The following is a 16,598-nucleotide window of genomic DNA, read 5'->3' as shown; positions in this document are numbered from 1 at the left end:
TCGGGTGAAGGAATGTCGCCCGTCCGGAGCGGGCGACCAGGTCACGGCGTTCTCGACCTTGGACAACCCCGGCCCGAAGTCATTGCGGGCAAAGGTGCCCGCGTCCGTCGCGTTGCCCCCGACTCGCGACCAACCGGCCCACCCGCACCCCAGCGATCAAGACGACCCCAGCCCCGAAATAAATCGGTTGCCCCGCCCCGGCCGCTCCCGGCACACTCTGCGGCAGTAGCGACCGGTGGGAAGAAGCCGGTGGAGAGACAGGGAGGTGTCCGGTGACCAAGAACGTCCCTGTGGGCGCGGCTCTGTCCCGTCCACCCGCCCCACTCGGCTGATCGCGCGGTGGGGCGGTCCTTCCCGACCAAGGAGTCCCACCCAGTGCGCGAGCACGACTTTCTCGACGATGACGACGCCCCTCGTTCGGCCAAGATGCGGCGGCGGCGTTTTGACGATGACCCCCAGCCCCAGCGGTCCGGCAGGCTCACCGAAGCCGAGCGGGTCCGGTTGGCGCGCGTCCGCGAGGACGCTTACACCGCTGCCCAAGAACTCCCCGCGGGCGCGGACCGCTGGTCCACGTGGGGCGACAGCGAGCAAGGGCCCCACCCCCGGCCGGACTGGCTGGTCACCGACGACGGTGCGGCGGACACCGAGTTGGGTGTCCTCAAGACCGGCAAGGAAGCCGACGTGTTCGTCATCGAACGCGCGGTGCCCGGCGGTCAGGGGTGCCTTTTGGCCGCCAAGCGCTACCGCAGCGGCGAGCACCGGTTGTTCCACCGCGACTCCGGTTACCTCGAGGGGCGGCGGATGCGCCGGTCCCGGGAGAGCCGGGCCATCGCCAACCGCACGGTCTTCGGGCGCAACCTGATCGCCGAGCAGTGGGCCGTCGCGGAGTTCGCGGCGTTGTCGCGGCTGTGGTCGGTCGGCGCGCCCGTGCCGTACCCGGTGCAGCGCGACGGCACCGAACTCCTGCTGGAGTTCCTGTCCGACGCCGACCGGCAAGGCGCGCCGCGGTTGGCCCAGACCAAGCCGGAGCCGGACGAGCTGCGGGAGCTGTGGGAGCAACTGGTCGCCGCGCTGGAGCTGTTCGCGGCGCACCGGATGACCCACGGCGACCTGTCCGCCTACAACGTCCTGGTCCACCAGGGGCACCTGATGCTGATCGACCTCCCGCAGGTCGTCGACATCGTCGCCAACCCGGCGGGCCAGGAGTTCCTCGCCCGCGACGTCGCCAACATCGCGCGGTGGTTCGCAGGCCGCGGCCTGCCCGACCACGTCGTCGACCCGGGTGCGTTGACCGCTCACCTGATCGACGTCGCCGGGCTGGGATAGCTCACGAATACGTGATCCAGCTCCCGCCTTGCGGGTACCCGTCACGCCGTCGGGTAGAGTTGTGGGGCATCGTGCGCGGAGCCGACCTGAGGCTCCGGGACACACAGCCGATGCCACACCACCCGACGGCGTGACACACGCGCCGGGCTCGTCCTGCGATAGCCTGCCGGCCTCCTGCGAAGAGGGCGGAGCCTCCTGAGACGTGCCATCGTCCGGAGAGGACTCCGTTGCTCGACTCCGCTGTGCCCACAACCGCCCTGACCTCGAATGACCCGGCCGACGACGCTGGCGAGCGCAAGCTGCGCCACCGCCAGAGCGGCAAGGGCCGGTTCGAGACCTCCGAGGTCACCTTCGCCGACCTGGGTCTGCCCCGGCCGCTGCTGCGCGCGCTGACCGAAGCGGGCATCGACCAGCCGTTCCCGATCCAGGCCGCCACCCTGCCCGACGCGCTCGCGGGCCGCGACGTCCTCGGCCGCGCGCAGACCGGGTCCGGCAAGACCCTGGCGTTCGGCCTCGCGCTGCTCGCCCGCCTCGCCGATGGCGAGGCCAAGCCGCTGCGCCCCCGCGCGCTGGTGCTGGTCCCGACCCGCGAGCTCGCGCTGCAGGTCAGCGACGCGCTGACCCCGCTGGCCCGCTCGCTGGGCCTCTGGTGCCGCACCGCGGTCGGCGGCATGTCCTTCCCGCGTCAGGCCGAGGCGCTGCGCCGCGGCGTCGACCTGCTCATCGCGACCCCCGGTCGGCTGTCGGACCACGTCCGGCAGGGCACCTGCGTGCTCGACTCGGTCCGCTTCAGCGCGATCGACGAGGCCGACCAGATGGCCGACATGGGCTTCCTGCCGCAGGTCCGCGAGATCCTCGACCTCACCGACCGCGACGGCCAGGTGCTGCTGTTCTCGGCCACCCTCGACGGCGACGTCGACCAACTGGTCAAGCGCTACCTGACCGACCCGGTGACGCACTCGGTGGACAACCCGACCGCCAGCGTGTCCACCATGGAGCACCACATGCTCCTGGTGTCCAAGCAGGACAAGGCCGACGTGATCACCGAGATGGCGGCCCGCGACGGCCGCACCATCATGTTCGTGCGCACCAAGCACCACGTGGACCGGCTCGCCGACAAGCTGCGCTCGGTCGGGGTCCGCGCGGGCGCGCTGCACGGCGGCAAGACCCAGGGCGCGCGCAACCGCGTGCTCAGCCAGTTCCGCGAGGGCGACACCCCCGTCCTGGTTGCCACCGACGTCGCCGCCCGCGGCATCCACGTCGACGGCGTCAGCCTGGTCGTGCACGTCGACCCGCCCGCGGACCCCAAGGACTACCTGCACCGCGCAGGCCGCACCGCCCGCGCGGGCGAGGCGGGCACCGTGGTGACCGTCGTCACCCACGACCAGCGCCGCGGCGTCGTCCGGCTCACCGACAAGGCGGGCGTCAAGCCCGAGCACACCAAGGTCCGCCCCGGCGACGCGGAGCTGATCCGCATCACCGGCGCCCGCGTGCCCAGCGGTGAGCCGGTCGTGGAGAAGGCCCCGCCGGTCCGCGCGCCGCGCACCGGTCACACCGCTCGCCGCACCGGTGGCGAGTTCCGCCGCCGCACCGGCGGGTCGGAGGGCCGTGGCCCGCGCGAGAGCCGGGGCACCAGCCGCGGCGCCGAGCGCAACGAGGGCCACCCCCGCGACGCCAGCCGCGACCACCGCACCCGCGACTTCCGCGACTCGGGCCCCAGCCGCGACCGGGCGCCCCGCGAGAACCGCGAGTACGGCAACCGGGACAACGGCGGCCTCCGCGACGGCGGTGGTTACCGTGACAACGGTGGGTACCGCGGCGAGGGCGGCGGCTACCGGGGCAACTCCCGTGACGGTGCTCCCCGCACTGGTGGCGTCCGCGGCGACGGTGCCCGTGACGGTGGTTCCGGCTTCCGCGCCCGCGGTCCGCGTGACGGCGGCGAGCGCCGCCCCCGCGAGTACGGCGACCGCGACGCCGCCCCGCGCCGCGAGTTCACCCCCCGCGAGGGTGGCAACCGCGCTGGCTCCGGATCCACCCGCAACTGGCGCGACGGCGACCGCCGCGTGAACACCGACCGCAACCGGTAACACCACACTCGACTGCAGAAAGGCCCACCCCAACTGGGGGTGGGCCTTTCTGCCTTTCTGCCTTTGGGCGTTGTGTGGCGGTGTTGAGGATTGGGCGGGTTGTGGATTGTGCGGGGAAGAGGTGGCTGGGTTGTGGAAAGAGGGGGAAGGATGGCTGGGTTGTGGGTCAACGGGCTAGGTGGCGGGTGATTGGGGGGATGACGATGGCGGCGGCGAGGAGGTGGGCGAGGATGAGCATGGCCTTGGTCGATGTCGCTGTGTCGGCGGCGGCTAGCGGGCCTGCCAGGGACAGGGCGGTCAGGACGATCGTGGTCCGCAGGTAGGTTCGGGCCGCGTTCCGGGCGAAGCGGGCGAACAGCAGTGCCAGCACGGTTCCCCAGAACACGCTGATCGCCGTGCCCATCGCGAACATGCCGACGGTGATCGGTTCGGCGGTGTCGGCGCCGATGTTGCCTGCGGCCATCGGGATGCCCGTGGCGCGGGCGAGCAGTCCGTACACTTCGGTCGCCGCGGCGGCTGCGAGGCCTGCGGTGGCGCTGACCAGCCAGAGGGGGCGGGTGGTCGCGGGGGAGAGTGCGGTGGCGGTCATCGGGGCTCCTCGGTTGTCGGCTCGGACACCCTGGGGTCGGAGCCAGGCCGCGTCGCTCGACATCGGGGCACGAGAAAAAAAGTCCGCCGATCGATGTCGAGGGTGTCGTCACCGCTCCGACTCCAGGGCGAAGGCGAGCCGCCGAGGCCGCCGCAGGACAGAGGGAGACCCGGATGAAGTACCTGATGCTCGTCTACGGCAACCAGGAGAAGTGGGACGCCATCCCCGCCGACCAGTGGCCGGAGGCGATCGCCAAGCAGGAGGCGTTCAACACCCGCTACCGCGAGACCGGCGAACTGATCGGCGCCTACGGCCTGGCCGACGCCGTCATGGCCCGCCTCGTCCGCCGCGACGGGGGCGCTTCGGCGGTCACCGACGGGCCCTACCTGGAGACCAAGGAGTACATCGCCAGCCTGTACCTGCTGGACGTGGACAGCCAGGAGCGGGCCGAGCAGATCGCCGCGGACATGCCGTGGGCCGACGAGACGCCGGTCGAGGTGTGGCCGGTCCTGCACGAGTCCGCGTGACCGGGGTTGAGGGGGACCTGCTGCGCGAACTCGCGCCGCGGGTCCTCGCCGCCCTGGTGCGCCGCCACGGCTGGATGGACGGGGCCGAGGACGCCGTGCAGGAGGCGTTGCTGGCGGCGGCCACGCAGTGGCCGACCGAGGGCACCCCGGACAACCCGCGCGCGTGGTTGGTGACCGTCGCTTCGCGCAGGCTGGTCGACCACGTGCGGTCGGAGGTGTCGCGCAAGCGCCGCGAAGACGACGACTTGGCCGCGCGGTCCGAGCCGCCCGCGGTCCCCGACCTCGACGACTCGCTCCAACTGCTGTTCCTGTGCTGCCACCCGGAACTCAGCGCGTCCTCGCGGATCGCGCTGACCCTGCGCGCCGTCGGCGGGTTGAGCACCGCGCAGATCGCGGCGGCGTTCCTGGTCCCGGAAGCGACCATGGCGCAGCGGATCAGCCGCGCCAAGCAGACGATCAGGCAGGTCGGCTTCGGCACGGCGGGCGCCGACCGGCTCGACGGCGTGCTGCACGTGCTCTACCTGGTGTTCACTGAGGGCCACACCAGCACCGACGGCACCGACCTGACCGCACCCGCGCTGTCGGACGAAGCGATCCGGCTGACCCGCTGGCTGCACTGCCTGCTGCCCGAGGACACCGAGGTCGCCGGGCTGCTCGCGCTGATGCTGCTCACCGACTCGCACCGGCCGGCCCGGCTGGACGCCTCGGGTGAGCTGGTGCCACTCGCCGAGCAGGACCGCACCCGCTGGGACCGCGCCGCGATCACCGAGGGCATCGCGCTCATCACCTCGGCACTCGCGCGCGGCCGGGTCGGCCCGTACCAGCTGCAGGCCGCGATCGCCGCCGTGCACAGCGAGGCCGAGACCGCCGCCGACACCGACTGGCCGCAGATCGCGGGCCTCTACCAACTGCTGGAACGGATCGCGCCGAACCCCGTGGTCACCCTCAACCGCGCGGTCGCCGTCGGGATGACCGCAGGTCCGGCGGCGGGCCTGGAGCTGCTGGAGGCGGTGGCCTCGGACAAGCGGCTCGCCCGCAACCACCGGCTCTACGCGACCAGGGCCCACCTGCTCGACCTCGCCGGTGACCGGGCCGGGGCCCGGTCGAACTACCGCGAGGCGGCCAAGCACGCCACCAGCGCCCAAGAACGCAGGCACCTCACCGCCCGCGCCCAGGACTAGCCGTTGGCCGACCCCACGCAGAACTCGTTGCCCTCCGGGTCGTGCAGCACCGTCCAGGTCAACCCGGGGACGGAGTGCTCACCCGCCTCGACCGCGCCCAGGCCCACCAGCCGCGCCACCTCGGCGGGCCGGTCGGCGGCGGTGAAGTCGAGGTGCACCCGGTTCTTGCCGGAGCGCCCCTCCGGCACCTTCTGCAGCCCGACCCACACCCCCTCGCCCTGCCGCCCGCCCGGCGGGCCCAGGAACACGAACTCGCCGCCGAAGTCCTGCGCCACCTCGTAGCCCAGCGCCTGCGTCCAGAACCCGGCCAGACCACGCGGGTCGGCGCAATCGATGGTCACACCTGCGATACCAATGCTCATACCCGGCACGGTAGCGGCGGGGACCGACAATCATGGAACCGTGCGCACCATCGATTGGCAGTCCGACCACATCGTCATCGTCGACCAGACCCGACTCCCCGACGAAATCGTCATCCGCGAGCTACGCACTGTTCCCGAACTCGTGACCGCGATCCGCACCCTGGCCGTGCGCGGTGCGCCCGCGCTCGGGGTCGCGGGCGCTCTCGGCGTGGCGTTGGCCGCGTTGTCCACAGCGGATCCCGTTGCCGCCGCTGCCGAGATCAGAGCCGCCCGCCCGACCGCGGTCAACCTCGCGTGGGGGGTGGACCGGGTCCTGGCCAAACTGTCCGAGGGCATCCCGGAGGCGGTCGTGGAGGCGATCACCGTCCTAGAGGACGACGTCAAGCTCAACTGGGCACTGGCGCACCGCGGCGCCGATTGGCTGACAGCGCGGATCACCGGCCCGGTCAACGCCCACACGCACTGCAACGCCGGAGCGTTCGCGTGCGTCGAGTGGGGTACCGCGCTAGGGGTCCTGCGCGCGTTGCACGAGCGGGGCAAGCTCGGGCACGTCTATGCGGATGAGACTCGGCCGCTGCTACAAGGCGCGCGGATCACCGCTTGGGAGCTCGCCCAGATGGGGGTGCCGCACACGCTCGTTGTCGACTCGGCTGGCCCCTCGGTCATCGCGAACGGATTGGTGCACGCCGTGGTCGTGGGTGCCGACCGGATCGCCGCCAATGGCGACGTCGTCAACAAGATCGGTACCTATCCACTGGCGTTGGCAGCGGCTCGCGCGGGCATCCCGTTCGTAGTCGCCGCCCCCGAGTCCACCGTGGACATGGCCACCCCGGACGGTGGTGCCATCACCATCGAGGTGCGGTCGGAGGAGGAGGTCACCGGGTTCGGTGGGGTCCGCACGGCGCCAGTAGGCACACGCGCACTCAACTACGCCTTCGACGTCACCCCTGCCGACCTGGTCACGGCGATCGTCACCGAGGAACGGGTCATCGAGCCTGGCCGAACCCAGATGCGTTGACCAGCGGCAGGTCACTACGCTCTATGGGCACCCGCCCGACACGAGGAGCATTACCGTGATCACCAGGATGTCGACGCTGTTCCTGCGTACCCTGCGCGAGGACCCGGCCGACGCGGAGGTGCCCAGCCACAAGCTGCTGGTCCGCGCAGGCTACGTCCGCCGGGTTGCCCCGGGCGTCTACTCCTGGCTGCCGCTCGGTCTGCGGGTGCTGCGCAAGGTCGAGGCGGTCGTCCGCGAAGAGATGGACGCGATGGGGGCGCAGGAGATCCAGTTCCCCGCGCTGCTACCCCGCGAGCCCTACGAGGCGACCAACCGGTGGACCGAGTACGGCCCCAACCTGTTCCGCCTCAAGGACCGCAAGGGCGGCGACTACCTACTCGGTCCGACGCACGAGGAACTGTTCGCTCTTACGGTGAAGGGCGAGTACTCCTCTTACAAGGACTACCCCCTCTGGCTCTACCAGATCCAGAACAAGTACCGCGACGAAGCGCGCCCCCGCGCGGGCATCCTGCGCGGGCGCGAGTTCCTGATGAAGGACTCTTACTCCTTCGACCTCACAGACGAGGGCCTGGCCGAGAGCTACGCCGCGCACCGGGCCGCCTATGTGCGCATCTTCGACCGCCTTGGTCTGCGCTACGTCATCGTCAAGGCGACGTCCGGCGCCATGGGCGGCTCAGCGTCCGAAGAGTTCCTCGCCGAGGTTCCCATCGGCGAGGACACCTTCGTCCGCAGCACCGACTCCGACTACGCCGCCAACGTCGAGGCTGTGGTCACGCCCGCGCCTCCTGCCCGCGACCTCGCCGGCCTGCCCGACTCGCAGGTCCACAACACGCCCGGCACGCCGACCATCGATTCCCTGGTCGACTTCCTCAACAAGGCGGACCTGGGGCGCGAGTTCACGGCCGCGGACACCCTGAAGAACGTCCTCTTCAAGGTTCGCCTCCCCGGCGCCACCGACTGGACCCTGCTCGCCGTCGGCGTCCCCGGTGACCGCGAGATCGACCTCAAGCGCCTGGAAGCGTCCCTAGCGCCTGCCGAGTTCGCGGTACTCGAAGAAGCCGACTTCGCTAAGAACCCGTTCTTGGTGAAGGGCTACATCGGCCCCCGCGCGCTCCTCGACAACGGCGTCCGCTACCTCGTCGACCCCCGCGTGGTCACCGGCACGGCCTGGGTGACCGGCGCCGACAAGTCGGACCACCACGTCATCGACCTGGTAGCGGGCCGCGACTTCACCCCCGACGGCACCATCGAAGCCGCCGAGGTCCGCGAGGGCGACCCCGCCCCCGACGGCACCGGAACCCTGGTGGCCGCCCGCGGCATCGAGATCGGCCACGTGTTCCAACTGGGCCGCAAGTACTCCGAGGCCCTCGGCCTCGACGCCCTCGGCCCCGACTCCAAGCCCATCACCATCACCATGGGCTCCTACGGCATCGGCGTCTCCCGCCTCGTGGCCGTGATCGCCGAACAAACCTTCGACGACATCGGCCTCGTCTGGCCGCGCCAGGTCGCCCCCGCGGACGTGCACGTGGTGATCGCGGGCAAGGACGACGCCCTGCGCGAGGCCGGGGAGAAGTTGGCCGCCGACCTGAACGCCCGAGGCGTGGACGTCCTGCTGGACGACCGCACAGCCTCACCCGGCGTGAAGTTCAAGGACGCCGAACTGCTCGGCATCCCGACGATCGTGGTCGTGGGCCGCGGCCTGGCCAACGGCGTGCTCGAGGTGAAGGACCGGGCGAGCGGGTCCCGGGAGGAGATCGCGGTGGACGCGGTCGTCGACCACATCGCCGCCCTGATCGGCTGACCTCGCGGTTCTCCAGCCGCCCCCGGGACACTCGCCCCGGGGGCGGCTCTTTCTTTCACCCGATCCAGCGACCGAAGTTGTCCACATGTGGATCTCCAGCGGGCCTCGACAAGATCAACTGTCGGCAGGGGTCGGTAGACTGGACCAGGGACGCCCCCCGGAGAGGGTGGGGGCTGTGGACCCGCTCGGGGGGCTTGCAAAAAGGGGTGTGGTGAGGGTCCGGGATCTCTGGTCTGGGGCACCCGGGGCCGAAGCTGCCTGAGGGTGCTGACTATTCCGCGCTTGATGTAGAGGCCAGGGCGGGGCTGCGTGGTCTGCCCAAGTCGTTGGCTGAGTTGGTTGGTAAGCACCTGGTGGCGGCTGAGATGCTCATTGACGGGGATCCGGAGCGGGCGGTCCGGGTCGCCATCGTGCGTGAGGCCGCCGGGCTGACCACGCGGGGGAGTGGTCCTCCGAGCTGCGCGCGGTGGCTCGGGGTGTGCGCTGAATCGATGGTGGTGGTAGGCGGCCGAGCGTGACCCACGATCCACAGCGGACGGAGTCGGGGAGTGTCGGTGGGGGTCGCTAGGGTGTCGGCGATCAGGGTGCGATTCGACACGTAGGGGTGGGCGTCGTGGGGTGGGTTGATGCGGCGGGTGGGTATCAGGTTCGGGTTGAGGGCGGGAAGGTCCAGTGCCGCAACGCCAAGGGGAAGGTGTTGGGGGCGGTGCCCGCGGCGCTGAAGGAGGACCCCGAGGTCGTTCGGCTGCGGCAGTTGGTGGAGTGGCTCGACCGGCACCAGGGCGACTGCCTCTCCACTGTGGACACCTGGCTGGCCAGGTCGTTGCCGGTGCCGGTGGCGCTGATCGCGCGGGTGTGGGCGGACAGTGCCTGGGCGGCCGCGTTGCGTGATGTCGTGGTTGTCGCCGGTGACGAGGTGGGGTTCTTGCGGGACGCCGATCCTGAGCGGGGGCTCGGGGTGGTCACCCTCGACGGCGACACCGTGTGGGTGGGGCCGGAGACGGTGGCGCTGCCGCACCCTGTGTTGCTCGACGACCTCGACGACCTGCGGGAGTTCGCGGCGGAGTTGGGCGTTGAGCAGGGGGTGCAGCAGCTGTTCCGGCAGACGTTCGCGCGGCCGGACGGGCTCACCGGCGACAGTGTCAGCGACTACTCCGGCGGGCGGTTCGAGCAGGTGAACCACGTCCTCGCCCGCTGCCGCACCCTGGGCTACCCGGTGCGCGGGGGAGAGGCCGTGTGCTCGGTGTTCGAAGGCGGCCAGACCCTGCAGGCCCGGTACTGGATCGGGGCCGAGTACTACCCCGAGGAGGAAGCCTGGACCGGTGACCTCTCCTGGGCGCGACCAGACGGCACAACGGTTCCCCTCGCGGACGTTGGGCCCGTCGCGTGGTCGGAGGGGCTGCGCATGGCGTCGACCATCTACGCCGGGCGAGTGGTTGAGGCGGCAGCGGAATGAAGGTGACGCCGGGTACCGGTGCCCCCGGAGAAGACCACGACATTCTGCTTGCCCGCGCCTATAGGCATCCCGCCATCGCAGACCGGGTTGTGGTGCGTCTTGTGCCCGCCGTGCTCGCCGAGGCCGAGGACCTGACGGCGGAGTACCTCGGGTTCGCCGCGCCTATAGAGTCCACTGAGGTTGGCACCGTGCGCCGGGTCGCGCTGGGGTTCCCCGCGTGGGCGCTGGTCAACGATCCCGGCAACGCGCACCACGCCTTGGCTCTGGTCAAGGAAATCGAACGCCTCGACCGGGTCGCCAAGTCGAAGGCGGGCGCGGCGAAGGACGGGTTCACCGAGCTCGCCACGATGCTGGGCCGGTCCGCTCCGCACTTCCTGCCGACCTTCTACGAAGAGGCAGCGAGGATCTTCCTCAAGCACGGCAACACCACCTACGCCTCCACCATGTTCGGTAAGGCGCGCGAAGCGGAACAGGTCCACGACCTAGCGGTGGACCCAGAGCGGGTTCGCGCGGTCTTCCTCGAGTTCGCGTTCGCGGGCGCGTTGCCCGCAAAGGCCCTCTCCGCGTACGCCAAGGGCCTCGCCAGTCGCCACGACGCCGCGGACGCCTTCGACAGGTTCCGCACCCTCTGCCTTGAGCGCGTCCGGGCCGGGCTGCCACCACACGCCGGGATGCCTGAAGACCTGCGCAGGCTGGCCAAGGCCGCAAAGCTCGACGTCCGTGCCGAAGACGAGCGCGTACTGCGTGAGGTGCTGGGAACATCGTCTATCGCCCGCGCGGCAGCTGGCTTCTGGAAGTCCTATCGCGATCCGCTGGTCTCCTTGGCACAGAACGACCCCGAGATCCGAGCGCGGCTGTTGGCGTTCGTTCCGCAGCAGACGTCCACACTGGACCTCTGGTTGGACATCCTCACCGCGGGCGGCGCCACCCAAGCCCTGACCGGCCCTGCGGACCCCGCCGTGTCCATCACGCCCGCGGCGTGGTTGACCTCCGTTGTCGCCACGCGATCCGTCGGTTGGCGGGACGCGCCCCGTTCCGCTGCCCTGCTCACCCTGGTCGAGAAGATGGCGGCCAGGCTCGCCGCCGGGGGAGAGCGGGTACGCCTGTCCGGCAGGTGGTACGAGTCGGAACTCGACCTGATCGACCTGCTGCTCGCCCACGGCATCCCCGTCGAGTCCGACGCCACTGAGGCCGACGTGTGGGAGTGGCTCGTCGACGAGACCCCCGGCCGCCGCGATCTCAGCGCCTACGCGGCCAGTGAGCACGGCGCGGTGCTCGGCGCGGGTGTCGTTGACTGCCTGCGCAACAACTCCGACGAGGACGACGTCGCCACGAGTCAACTGGTCCGCGAGATCCTGGGCGTGCCGGGGCTGCGGATCGCGCTGCGCGACTGGATCACCAAGAACACCGAGGCGATCGGGCTCACCGTCCCCAGCCTCACGCAGACCCTGACCGAGTTCGCCGCGCTCCGGGTCCCCGAGGTCTTCACCGACGTGCCGGACGCGGTCGGGGCGCTCGCCGGGGTCGACATCCCCGAGGCGCTGCGGCGGACCCTGCGCGCCGGACTGCTCGACGAACTGGGCTGGCCCGCGGTGGAGGAAGCCGCCGCGAAGTTCACCGACTCGGTCGCGCTCAGCGGCGAAGGGTGGCCCGCGCTGGTTCTGGGGCGCGGGGACTCCTTCGTCGTAGCCGGGCCCGACGGCCTGCTGGCCGAGCACATCGCCAAGATCCCCGCCGCCGCGCGCCACCAGTGGTACCACGACACCACGGCCGCTTGGTTCGACGGCGTGTTGCTGGTGAGTTGGTCCGGCCCCAACCGTCGCCTCGCGTACTGGAGTGACAACCCAGGCCACCACATCGCGCCCGGCGCCACCGATCCGTTCGACTCTTACGACGTCCACGCGTCGGTGGCGCTACCCGGCGGCGGGCGGTTCACCGGTGGGCGAACGGTCCACGTTGGCGACACGGTGATTCCTCTCCCGCGCCCCGCCTATAGCGACGGCACCACCGTGTGGGCCACGGCGCAGTGGCTTGAGGTAGACCCGCTCACAGGTAAGGCAGGCCGCGAGAGCCTGCCCGCTTTCCTCGATGGGGTCGAGGGGCTTGAGCGTCAGTACTGCGATCTGCGGCCTATAGCGCCTGGCACCGAGGCAAGCCCACTGGGCGCCAAGAACGGCCTACACGGGTGGCGAGTCCACAAGGACGCAAACGGCACATGGGTCGGTGAAGGTATTGACGGTCGTCGGGTCCAGGCGGATGTGCCGGTGTCCGGGCTGCTGGACCTGCCCGGCGCTCGACTGGCGGTGAGCGAGCAAGACGACGGGTTTGCCCTGCTCGATGCCGACGGCACTACCGTCGCCACGCTCGACTACGCCGACAACCACCCGACTTATGCCGCTGGCACGCCCGTTGTCATGCCTCTGCGGTGGTGGCATCTACTGCGCCCACGCGATGAGGCCGGTTCGGCTGCTTTGCGTGAGGTGAGCAGGGAAGCCGCCGAAGCGATGCTGGCTGTCGCGGTCGCCGAGGTCGACAGATCGGACTGGGACGGCGACCTCGACGAGTACGACATCGACGACAGCCACGCCCGGTACACCGACCTGGTCAACGGCAAGCGCGACGCACTGGCCACCGCGGTGCTCGGCGCGTTGCCCGAGATCAGCCACCCGGGGCTCCTCGCGGGCGTGCTGTCCGTGGTGCGCCAAGCCGCCCGGCTGGTGGTCGCCCACCGGCCCTTCACCACGATCACCCTCCCGGCGGGGGAGCGGGAACAGGACCAGACCGGACCGGACGTGACCGAGAACCAGGTCTCGGTCGCGCTCGACTGGCTTGGGAGGCACCGCAACGAGAGCGCCGGTCCCGCGCGGACCGGGCTGCCCGCGCTGACCGCCGCCCTGCGGGAGATCGCGTCCCGGCCGGAGCAGGCCGCCGAAGACCTCCCCGAGTGCCGCACCTACTTCTGGGGCGACCTGATGCCGTACGTGGGCGCGATCGCGATGCGCGCGGCCTCCCCGATCACCCCGGCCGAGCACCGCGACACGCTCGCGCTGGTGCTGCGGTGGATCGCCGACAGCGGGATGCTCGACCAGCCCGGGCAGTGGCGGCGGGTCGTCGCGACGGTGCCCGAGGACCAGACCGCACAACGCCACCGGGTCCACCCGACACCAGGCGGCTTCATCGCCGTCGCGTACACGAGCTGGTACGGCCCCGGCGGTGACGCCACCGGCGTCCAGTTCACCAGGACCCCGGACGAGTTCGCGCTCCCCGACGGGTGGGAGCTCAAGACCGCAGACCCGGTCTCGGCCCTCGACAGCGCGTGGATCAACCGGTTCCTCGACGTCTTGGCCGAGCGCGGCCCATACCTGTGGCGCCCGGAATCCGTGGCGGCGCTCGTTGAACGCACCGGGCTGGGCTCCGCCGAGTCGGCCTACATGCTCGCGGGTATGCCCATGGCGTTCCGCGCCAGCAACGGGTTCATCAGCGCCGAGGAGCGCGCTGTGCTCGGGTTGTCGCAGCCCGGCGCGAAGGCGGCGCGGGAGCGCATGCGCGACTTGCGCGAACGTTTGCGCCAGCAGTTGCTCGCTGCTGCCGCGCCCGCGGAACCGGGTGACCTGTGGACCACCGGGCCCAATGCGGCGGCAGTGGCCGAGGTGTGGACCGCGGAGTTCGGCGCGGTGACGCCCGTGGACGACGACGTGTTGGCCGACGCCACCAAGCGGTTCCCGTCGATGCGCGGCGTCGCGGGTGTGGTCACGGCGTTGTTGAACCCCGCCAGCACCAAGTGGCTCAACACCGACGCCGACTACCGGCTCGTCGACGGGCACCTCGAGGAACGGGTCAAGGACGGCTTCACCGACTCGACCCTGTTCGGCATCGCCCACCTGCTGCTGTGGCTGGCCCAACGGCTTCCGGGGGATTCCCCGCACCGGGAAGCGCTCGCGCGGTCGCTGGAGTTGGCCAGGGAGCGGGTCGCCCACCCGGGGTTCGGCCTGTCCCTCGGCGGCTGGTTCGACGCGGACGAGGTGCGGACGCTGACCGGCGCCGAACCGTCCACAGAGGTCGGTCACATCCCCGCCAGGGACTGGCTCGACGTCCACTTCGACGGCGAGGACTACTCGTTCACCGCCTGGCCGGGCCGCATCGGGCCGCACGACCGGGACCTCGTCGCCGCCGTCGCCGAGTTGGTGCACTCCCGCGACTTCGAGGTCCTGGACCTGCTGGCCGCGGCGGGCACCACCGCCGCGTGCACGGCGCCGCCGGTCAACGGCTACTACCAGGACGCGTCGATCTCCGTGCCGGACCTGGTGGCCGAGGTCGCCGCCCACCACGACCTGCACCCGGACGCCGCCGTGCTCTACCTGCAGCTGCTGGCCTTACCGGACCCGACAGACGCCAACGTCGCCCGCTGGACCGGCTGGAAACCCGCCCGCCTCCGCGCGGCCCGCACCGCCCTCGCCGAAACCGACCTGGTGCTCACCGCCAAACGCGCCCGCGCGGGCCGCAGCCTGTTCCTCCCCGGCGGCTGGCTCGCCCTCGCCAGCCCGCACCTACCGCTCGAAGCCTGGAAAGCCCCGCTGTACAACCTCCCCGAGCACCCGTGGCTCGTCATCACCCCCCTGGAGCCCGTCCCCGACCTGTTCACCCGAGCCTGGACCCGAACCCGCACCGGCGACGCCCCCGCCTACGACCGCCTCGACACCGCCCGCCGCCGCTGACTAGCTGCGGGGGCGGATGGTCTTGATGATCTGGTCGATGATCGCCGGGTTGAGGGCGTCGGGGACGCCTTCGTCTATGTAGATCATGAAGAGGGCTGTGGAGGTGCCGTGGCGGAAGGCGACTGAGGTGAACAGGACTGTGGGGGAGGGGCAGTCGCTGGGGTGGGTGATGGTTACTCGGGCGGTGGCGGAGATGGCCTCGACGCCGTTGGCGATGGTGGTGGGGGTGGGGGGTGTGGTGGCCACGGGGGCTCTGGTGTCGTCGGGGTTGAGGGCGGCGGCGTCGGCGAAGAGGCGGGCGCCGTTGAGGGCGGCGCGTTCTGGGTCGGTCGAGCCGACCGAGACGAAGCCGGTGTGGCCGCGGTAGGAGCCTCGGGACTCGGGGCAGACCTCGGGTTTGTAGGTCGTCGCGCCGTGCATGATGGCGACCGCGTTGCCGTTGTTGTCGTTGAAGCCGACCACGGTGCCGAGGTTTTCGACCTTCCAGTCCTCCGGGACGTCGTAGACGAGCTGTTCCTTCACCGACAGCACGCCCTGCCAACCGGGCCTGGTGGACGGCACCCGGACACCCGTCGGCTGCGGGAGGCTGACCGTGGGCGGCGGCGACGTGGTGGGTGCGGCGACCGCTACCGGCTCAGGGGAGTCGTCGACGAGCGCGACAACGGCGACGACGGCGCCGACCAACAACGCCAGGACCACCGCGAGCAGCACGACCCACCGCGTGTTCCCGCGCGGTGGTGGCGGTGGCGGGAGCGGTGGCGGGTACGCCCCGAAGCTCTGGTGCCCCAGTGGTCGCCCGCTCAGGGGGTCCACCTGGTAGGGCTCGCTCATGTGGTGCGCAGCAGCGTCGCCACGACGGCGTCGGTGTCGGTCAGGTCGGTCAGCACCACGTCCGCCCCGCAGGCCACGAGTTCCTCCACCGAGTACCGCCCGGTGGCGACCGCCACCCCGACCGCCCCGTGGTGGTGCGCCGCCGCCACGTCGTGCGGTGTGTCGCCGATCACCACGACCGAGCGCGGCGCGAACACCGCGCCGTACTTGGCCTGCGCCGCCCGCGTGGCCGCCGCGACCAGCTCGTGCCGGTCGGCCGACACCGAGCCGTACCCGCCGACCTCCAGGTCGACGTGGGGCAGCAGGTCGAACGCGGCCAGCTTGCAGTCGGCCAGCTCCACCAGGTTCCCCGTGACCAGCGACTGCACGACCTCCGCCCGCTCGGCCAGCGCGGCGAGCACCTGGGGCGCCCCCGGCAGCGCGCGCCCCAGCGACGGCAGGTCCGGGCGGGCGGCGGTGGCGATGGTGATGAGCTCGGCGAACATCCGCTCGACGTGCTCCTCGGTCCAGTCGACGCCGTGCGCCTCCAGCAGCTCCACGGTGATCGAGCGCTCCGTGCGGCCGGGGAAGGCGGGCACGTGCGCCAGCTCCACCCCCAGCACGCTGGTCAGGGCCTGGCCGTACCAGGCGTGCCCGGTGCCGCTGTAGTCGACGAGGGTCTGGTCAACGTCCCACAGGACCAGGGTGGTCTTTTCGGTCACCTGG

General features: G+C 71.2%; 12 protein-coding genes. 8 read left to right on the top strand and 4 right to left on the bottom strand.

Going from position 1 to position 16,598, the window contains the following annotated elements; genetic code table 11:
• Window positions 1-375 precede the first annotated feature (375 nt).
• Together JOD54_RS30425 and JOD54_RS30420 are read left to right on the top strand one after the other, a co-directional pair.
• On the top strand, window positions 376-1,326 hold the full coding sequence (locus JOD54_RS30425; RefSeq protein WP_204455381.1) for a serine protein kinase RIO: 951 nt from the start codon (window positions 376-378) through the stop codon (window positions 1,324-1,326).
• A 242-nt stretch (window positions 1,327-1,568) separates the two neighbouring features.
• The gene (locus tag JOD54_RS30420; RefSeq protein WP_443602267.1) at window positions 1,569-3,413 is read left to right on the top strand and encodes a DEAD/DEAH box helicase; all 1,845 of its coding nucleotides are present in this window, start codon (window positions 1,569-1,571) and stop codon (window positions 3,411-3,413) included.
• A 166-nt stretch (window positions 3,414-3,579) separates the two neighbouring features.
• On the opposite strand, the gene JOD54_RS30415 is transcribed toward JOD54_RS30420, so the two are convergent.
• The gene (locus JOD54_RS30415) at window positions 3,580-4,002 is read right to left on the bottom strand and encodes a DUF6069 family protein (protein ID WP_204455380.1); all 423 of its coding nucleotides are present in this window, start codon (window positions 4,000-4,002) and stop codon (window positions 3,580-3,582) included.
• A 173-nt stretch (window positions 4,003-4,175) separates the two neighbouring features.
• Between JOD54_RS30415 and JOD54_RS30410 the strand changes: the two genes are divergently transcribed.
• Window positions 4,176-4,529, top strand: a complete 354-nt coding sequence (locus tag JOD54_RS30410; protein WP_204455379.1) for a YciI family protein — start codon at window positions 4,176-4,178, stop codon at window positions 4,527-4,529.
• The gene (locus tag JOD54_RS30405) at window positions 4,526-5,710 is read left to right on the top strand and encodes an RNA polymerase sigma factor (protein ID WP_204455378.1); all 1,185 of its coding nucleotides are present in this window, start codon (window positions 4,526-4,528) and stop codon (window positions 5,708-5,710) included. Before JOD54_RS30410 ends, JOD54_RS30405 begins: the two co-directional genes overlap by 4 nt.
• Here the strand turns inward: JOD54_RS30405 and JOD54_RS30400 are convergent.
• Window positions 5,707-6,072 (bottom strand): VOC family protein, encoded by a 366-nt coding sequence (locus tag JOD54_RS30400; protein WP_204455377.1) that lies wholly within the window; start codon window positions 6,070-6,072, stop codon window positions 5,707-5,709. The two genes, JOD54_RS30405 and JOD54_RS30400, sit on opposite strands and share 4 nt — an antisense overlap.
• Between JOD54_RS30400 and mtnA the strand changes: the two genes are divergently transcribed.
• The 4 genes from mtnA (at window position 6,065) to JOD54_RS30380 (ending at window position 15,062) form a co-directional block, all read left to right on the top strand.
• Window positions 6,065-7,090 (top strand): S-methyl-5-thioribose-1-phosphate isomerase, encoded by a 1,026-nt coding sequence (gene mtnA, locus JOD54_RS30395; protein ID WP_204455376.1) that lies wholly within the window; start codon window positions 6,065-6,067, stop codon window positions 7,088-7,090. The two genes, JOD54_RS30400 and mtnA, sit on opposite strands and share 8 nt — an antisense overlap.
• 55 nt (window positions 7,091-7,145) lie before the next feature.
• Window positions 7,146-8,891 carry a proline--tRNA ligase gene (locus JOD54_RS30390; protein WP_204455375.1) on the top strand — a complete coding sequence of 582 codons (1,746 nt, stop codon included), beginning with the start codon at window positions 7,146-7,148 and terminating at the stop codon, window positions 8,889-8,891.
• A gap of 613 nt (window positions 8,892-9,504) precedes the next feature.
• Window positions 9,505-10,347 carry a DUF4132 domain-containing protein gene (locus tag JOD54_RS30385; protein ID WP_204455374.1) on the top strand — a complete coding sequence of 281 codons (843 nt, stop codon included), beginning with the start codon at window positions 9,505-9,507 and terminating at the stop codon, window positions 10,345-10,347.
• A gap of 2 nt (window positions 10,348-10,349) precedes the next feature.
• Complete coding sequence (locus tag JOD54_RS30380) at window positions 10,350-15,062, top strand: hypothetical protein (RefSeq protein ID WP_372440364.1); 4,713 nt, start codon at window positions 10,350-10,352, stop codon at window positions 15,060-15,062.
• Here JOD54_RS30380 and JOD54_RS30375 read toward each other — a convergent pair whose 3' ends face one another.
• Window positions 15,063-15,893: a DUF8017 domain-containing protein gene (locus JOD54_RS30375; RefSeq protein WP_204455372.1), complete on the bottom strand. Its 831-nt coding sequence runs from the start codon at window positions 15,891-15,893 to the stop codon at window positions 15,063-15,065.
• Window positions 15,890-16,594, bottom strand: coding sequence for an HAD family hydrolase (locus JOD54_RS30370; protein ID WP_204455371.1), 705 nt, complete (start codon window positions 16,592-16,594; stop codon window positions 15,890-15,892). Before JOD54_RS30370 ends, JOD54_RS30375 begins: the two co-directional genes overlap by 4 nt.
• Window positions 16,595-16,598: the final 4 nt, after the last annotated feature.

Origin of the sequence: Actinokineospora baliensis, from assembly GCF_016907695.1 — a bacterium.
Classification (GTDB): domain Bacteria; phylum Actinomycetota; class Actinomycetes; order Mycobacteriales; family Pseudonocardiaceae; genus Actinokineospora; species Actinokineospora baliensis.
This window is presented reverse-complemented; position numbering and strand designations above follow the sequence as displayed.

Excerpts from the sequence above, each read along its gene's own strand:
- JOD54_RS30415 (WP_204455380.1), bottom strand. The coding sequence starts at position 4,002 with ATGACCGCCACCGCACTCTCCCCCGCGACCACCCGCCCCCTCTGGCTG.
- JOD54_RS30410 (WP_204455379.1), top strand. The coding sequence starts at position 4,176 with ATGAAGTACCTGATGCTCGTCTACGGCAACCAGGAGAAGTGGGACGCC.
- mtnA (WP_204455376.1), top strand. The coding sequence starts at position 6,065 with ATGCTCATACCCGGCACGGTAGCGGCGGGGACCGACAATCATGGAACC.
- JOD54_RS30400 (WP_204455377.1), bottom strand. The coding sequence starts at position 6,072 with ATGAGCATTGGTATCGCAGGTGTGACCATCGATTGCGCCGACCCGCGT.
- JOD54_RS30375 (WP_204455372.1), bottom strand. The coding sequence starts at position 15,893 with ATGAGCGAGCCCTACCAGGTGGACCCCCTGAGCGGGCGACCACTGGGG.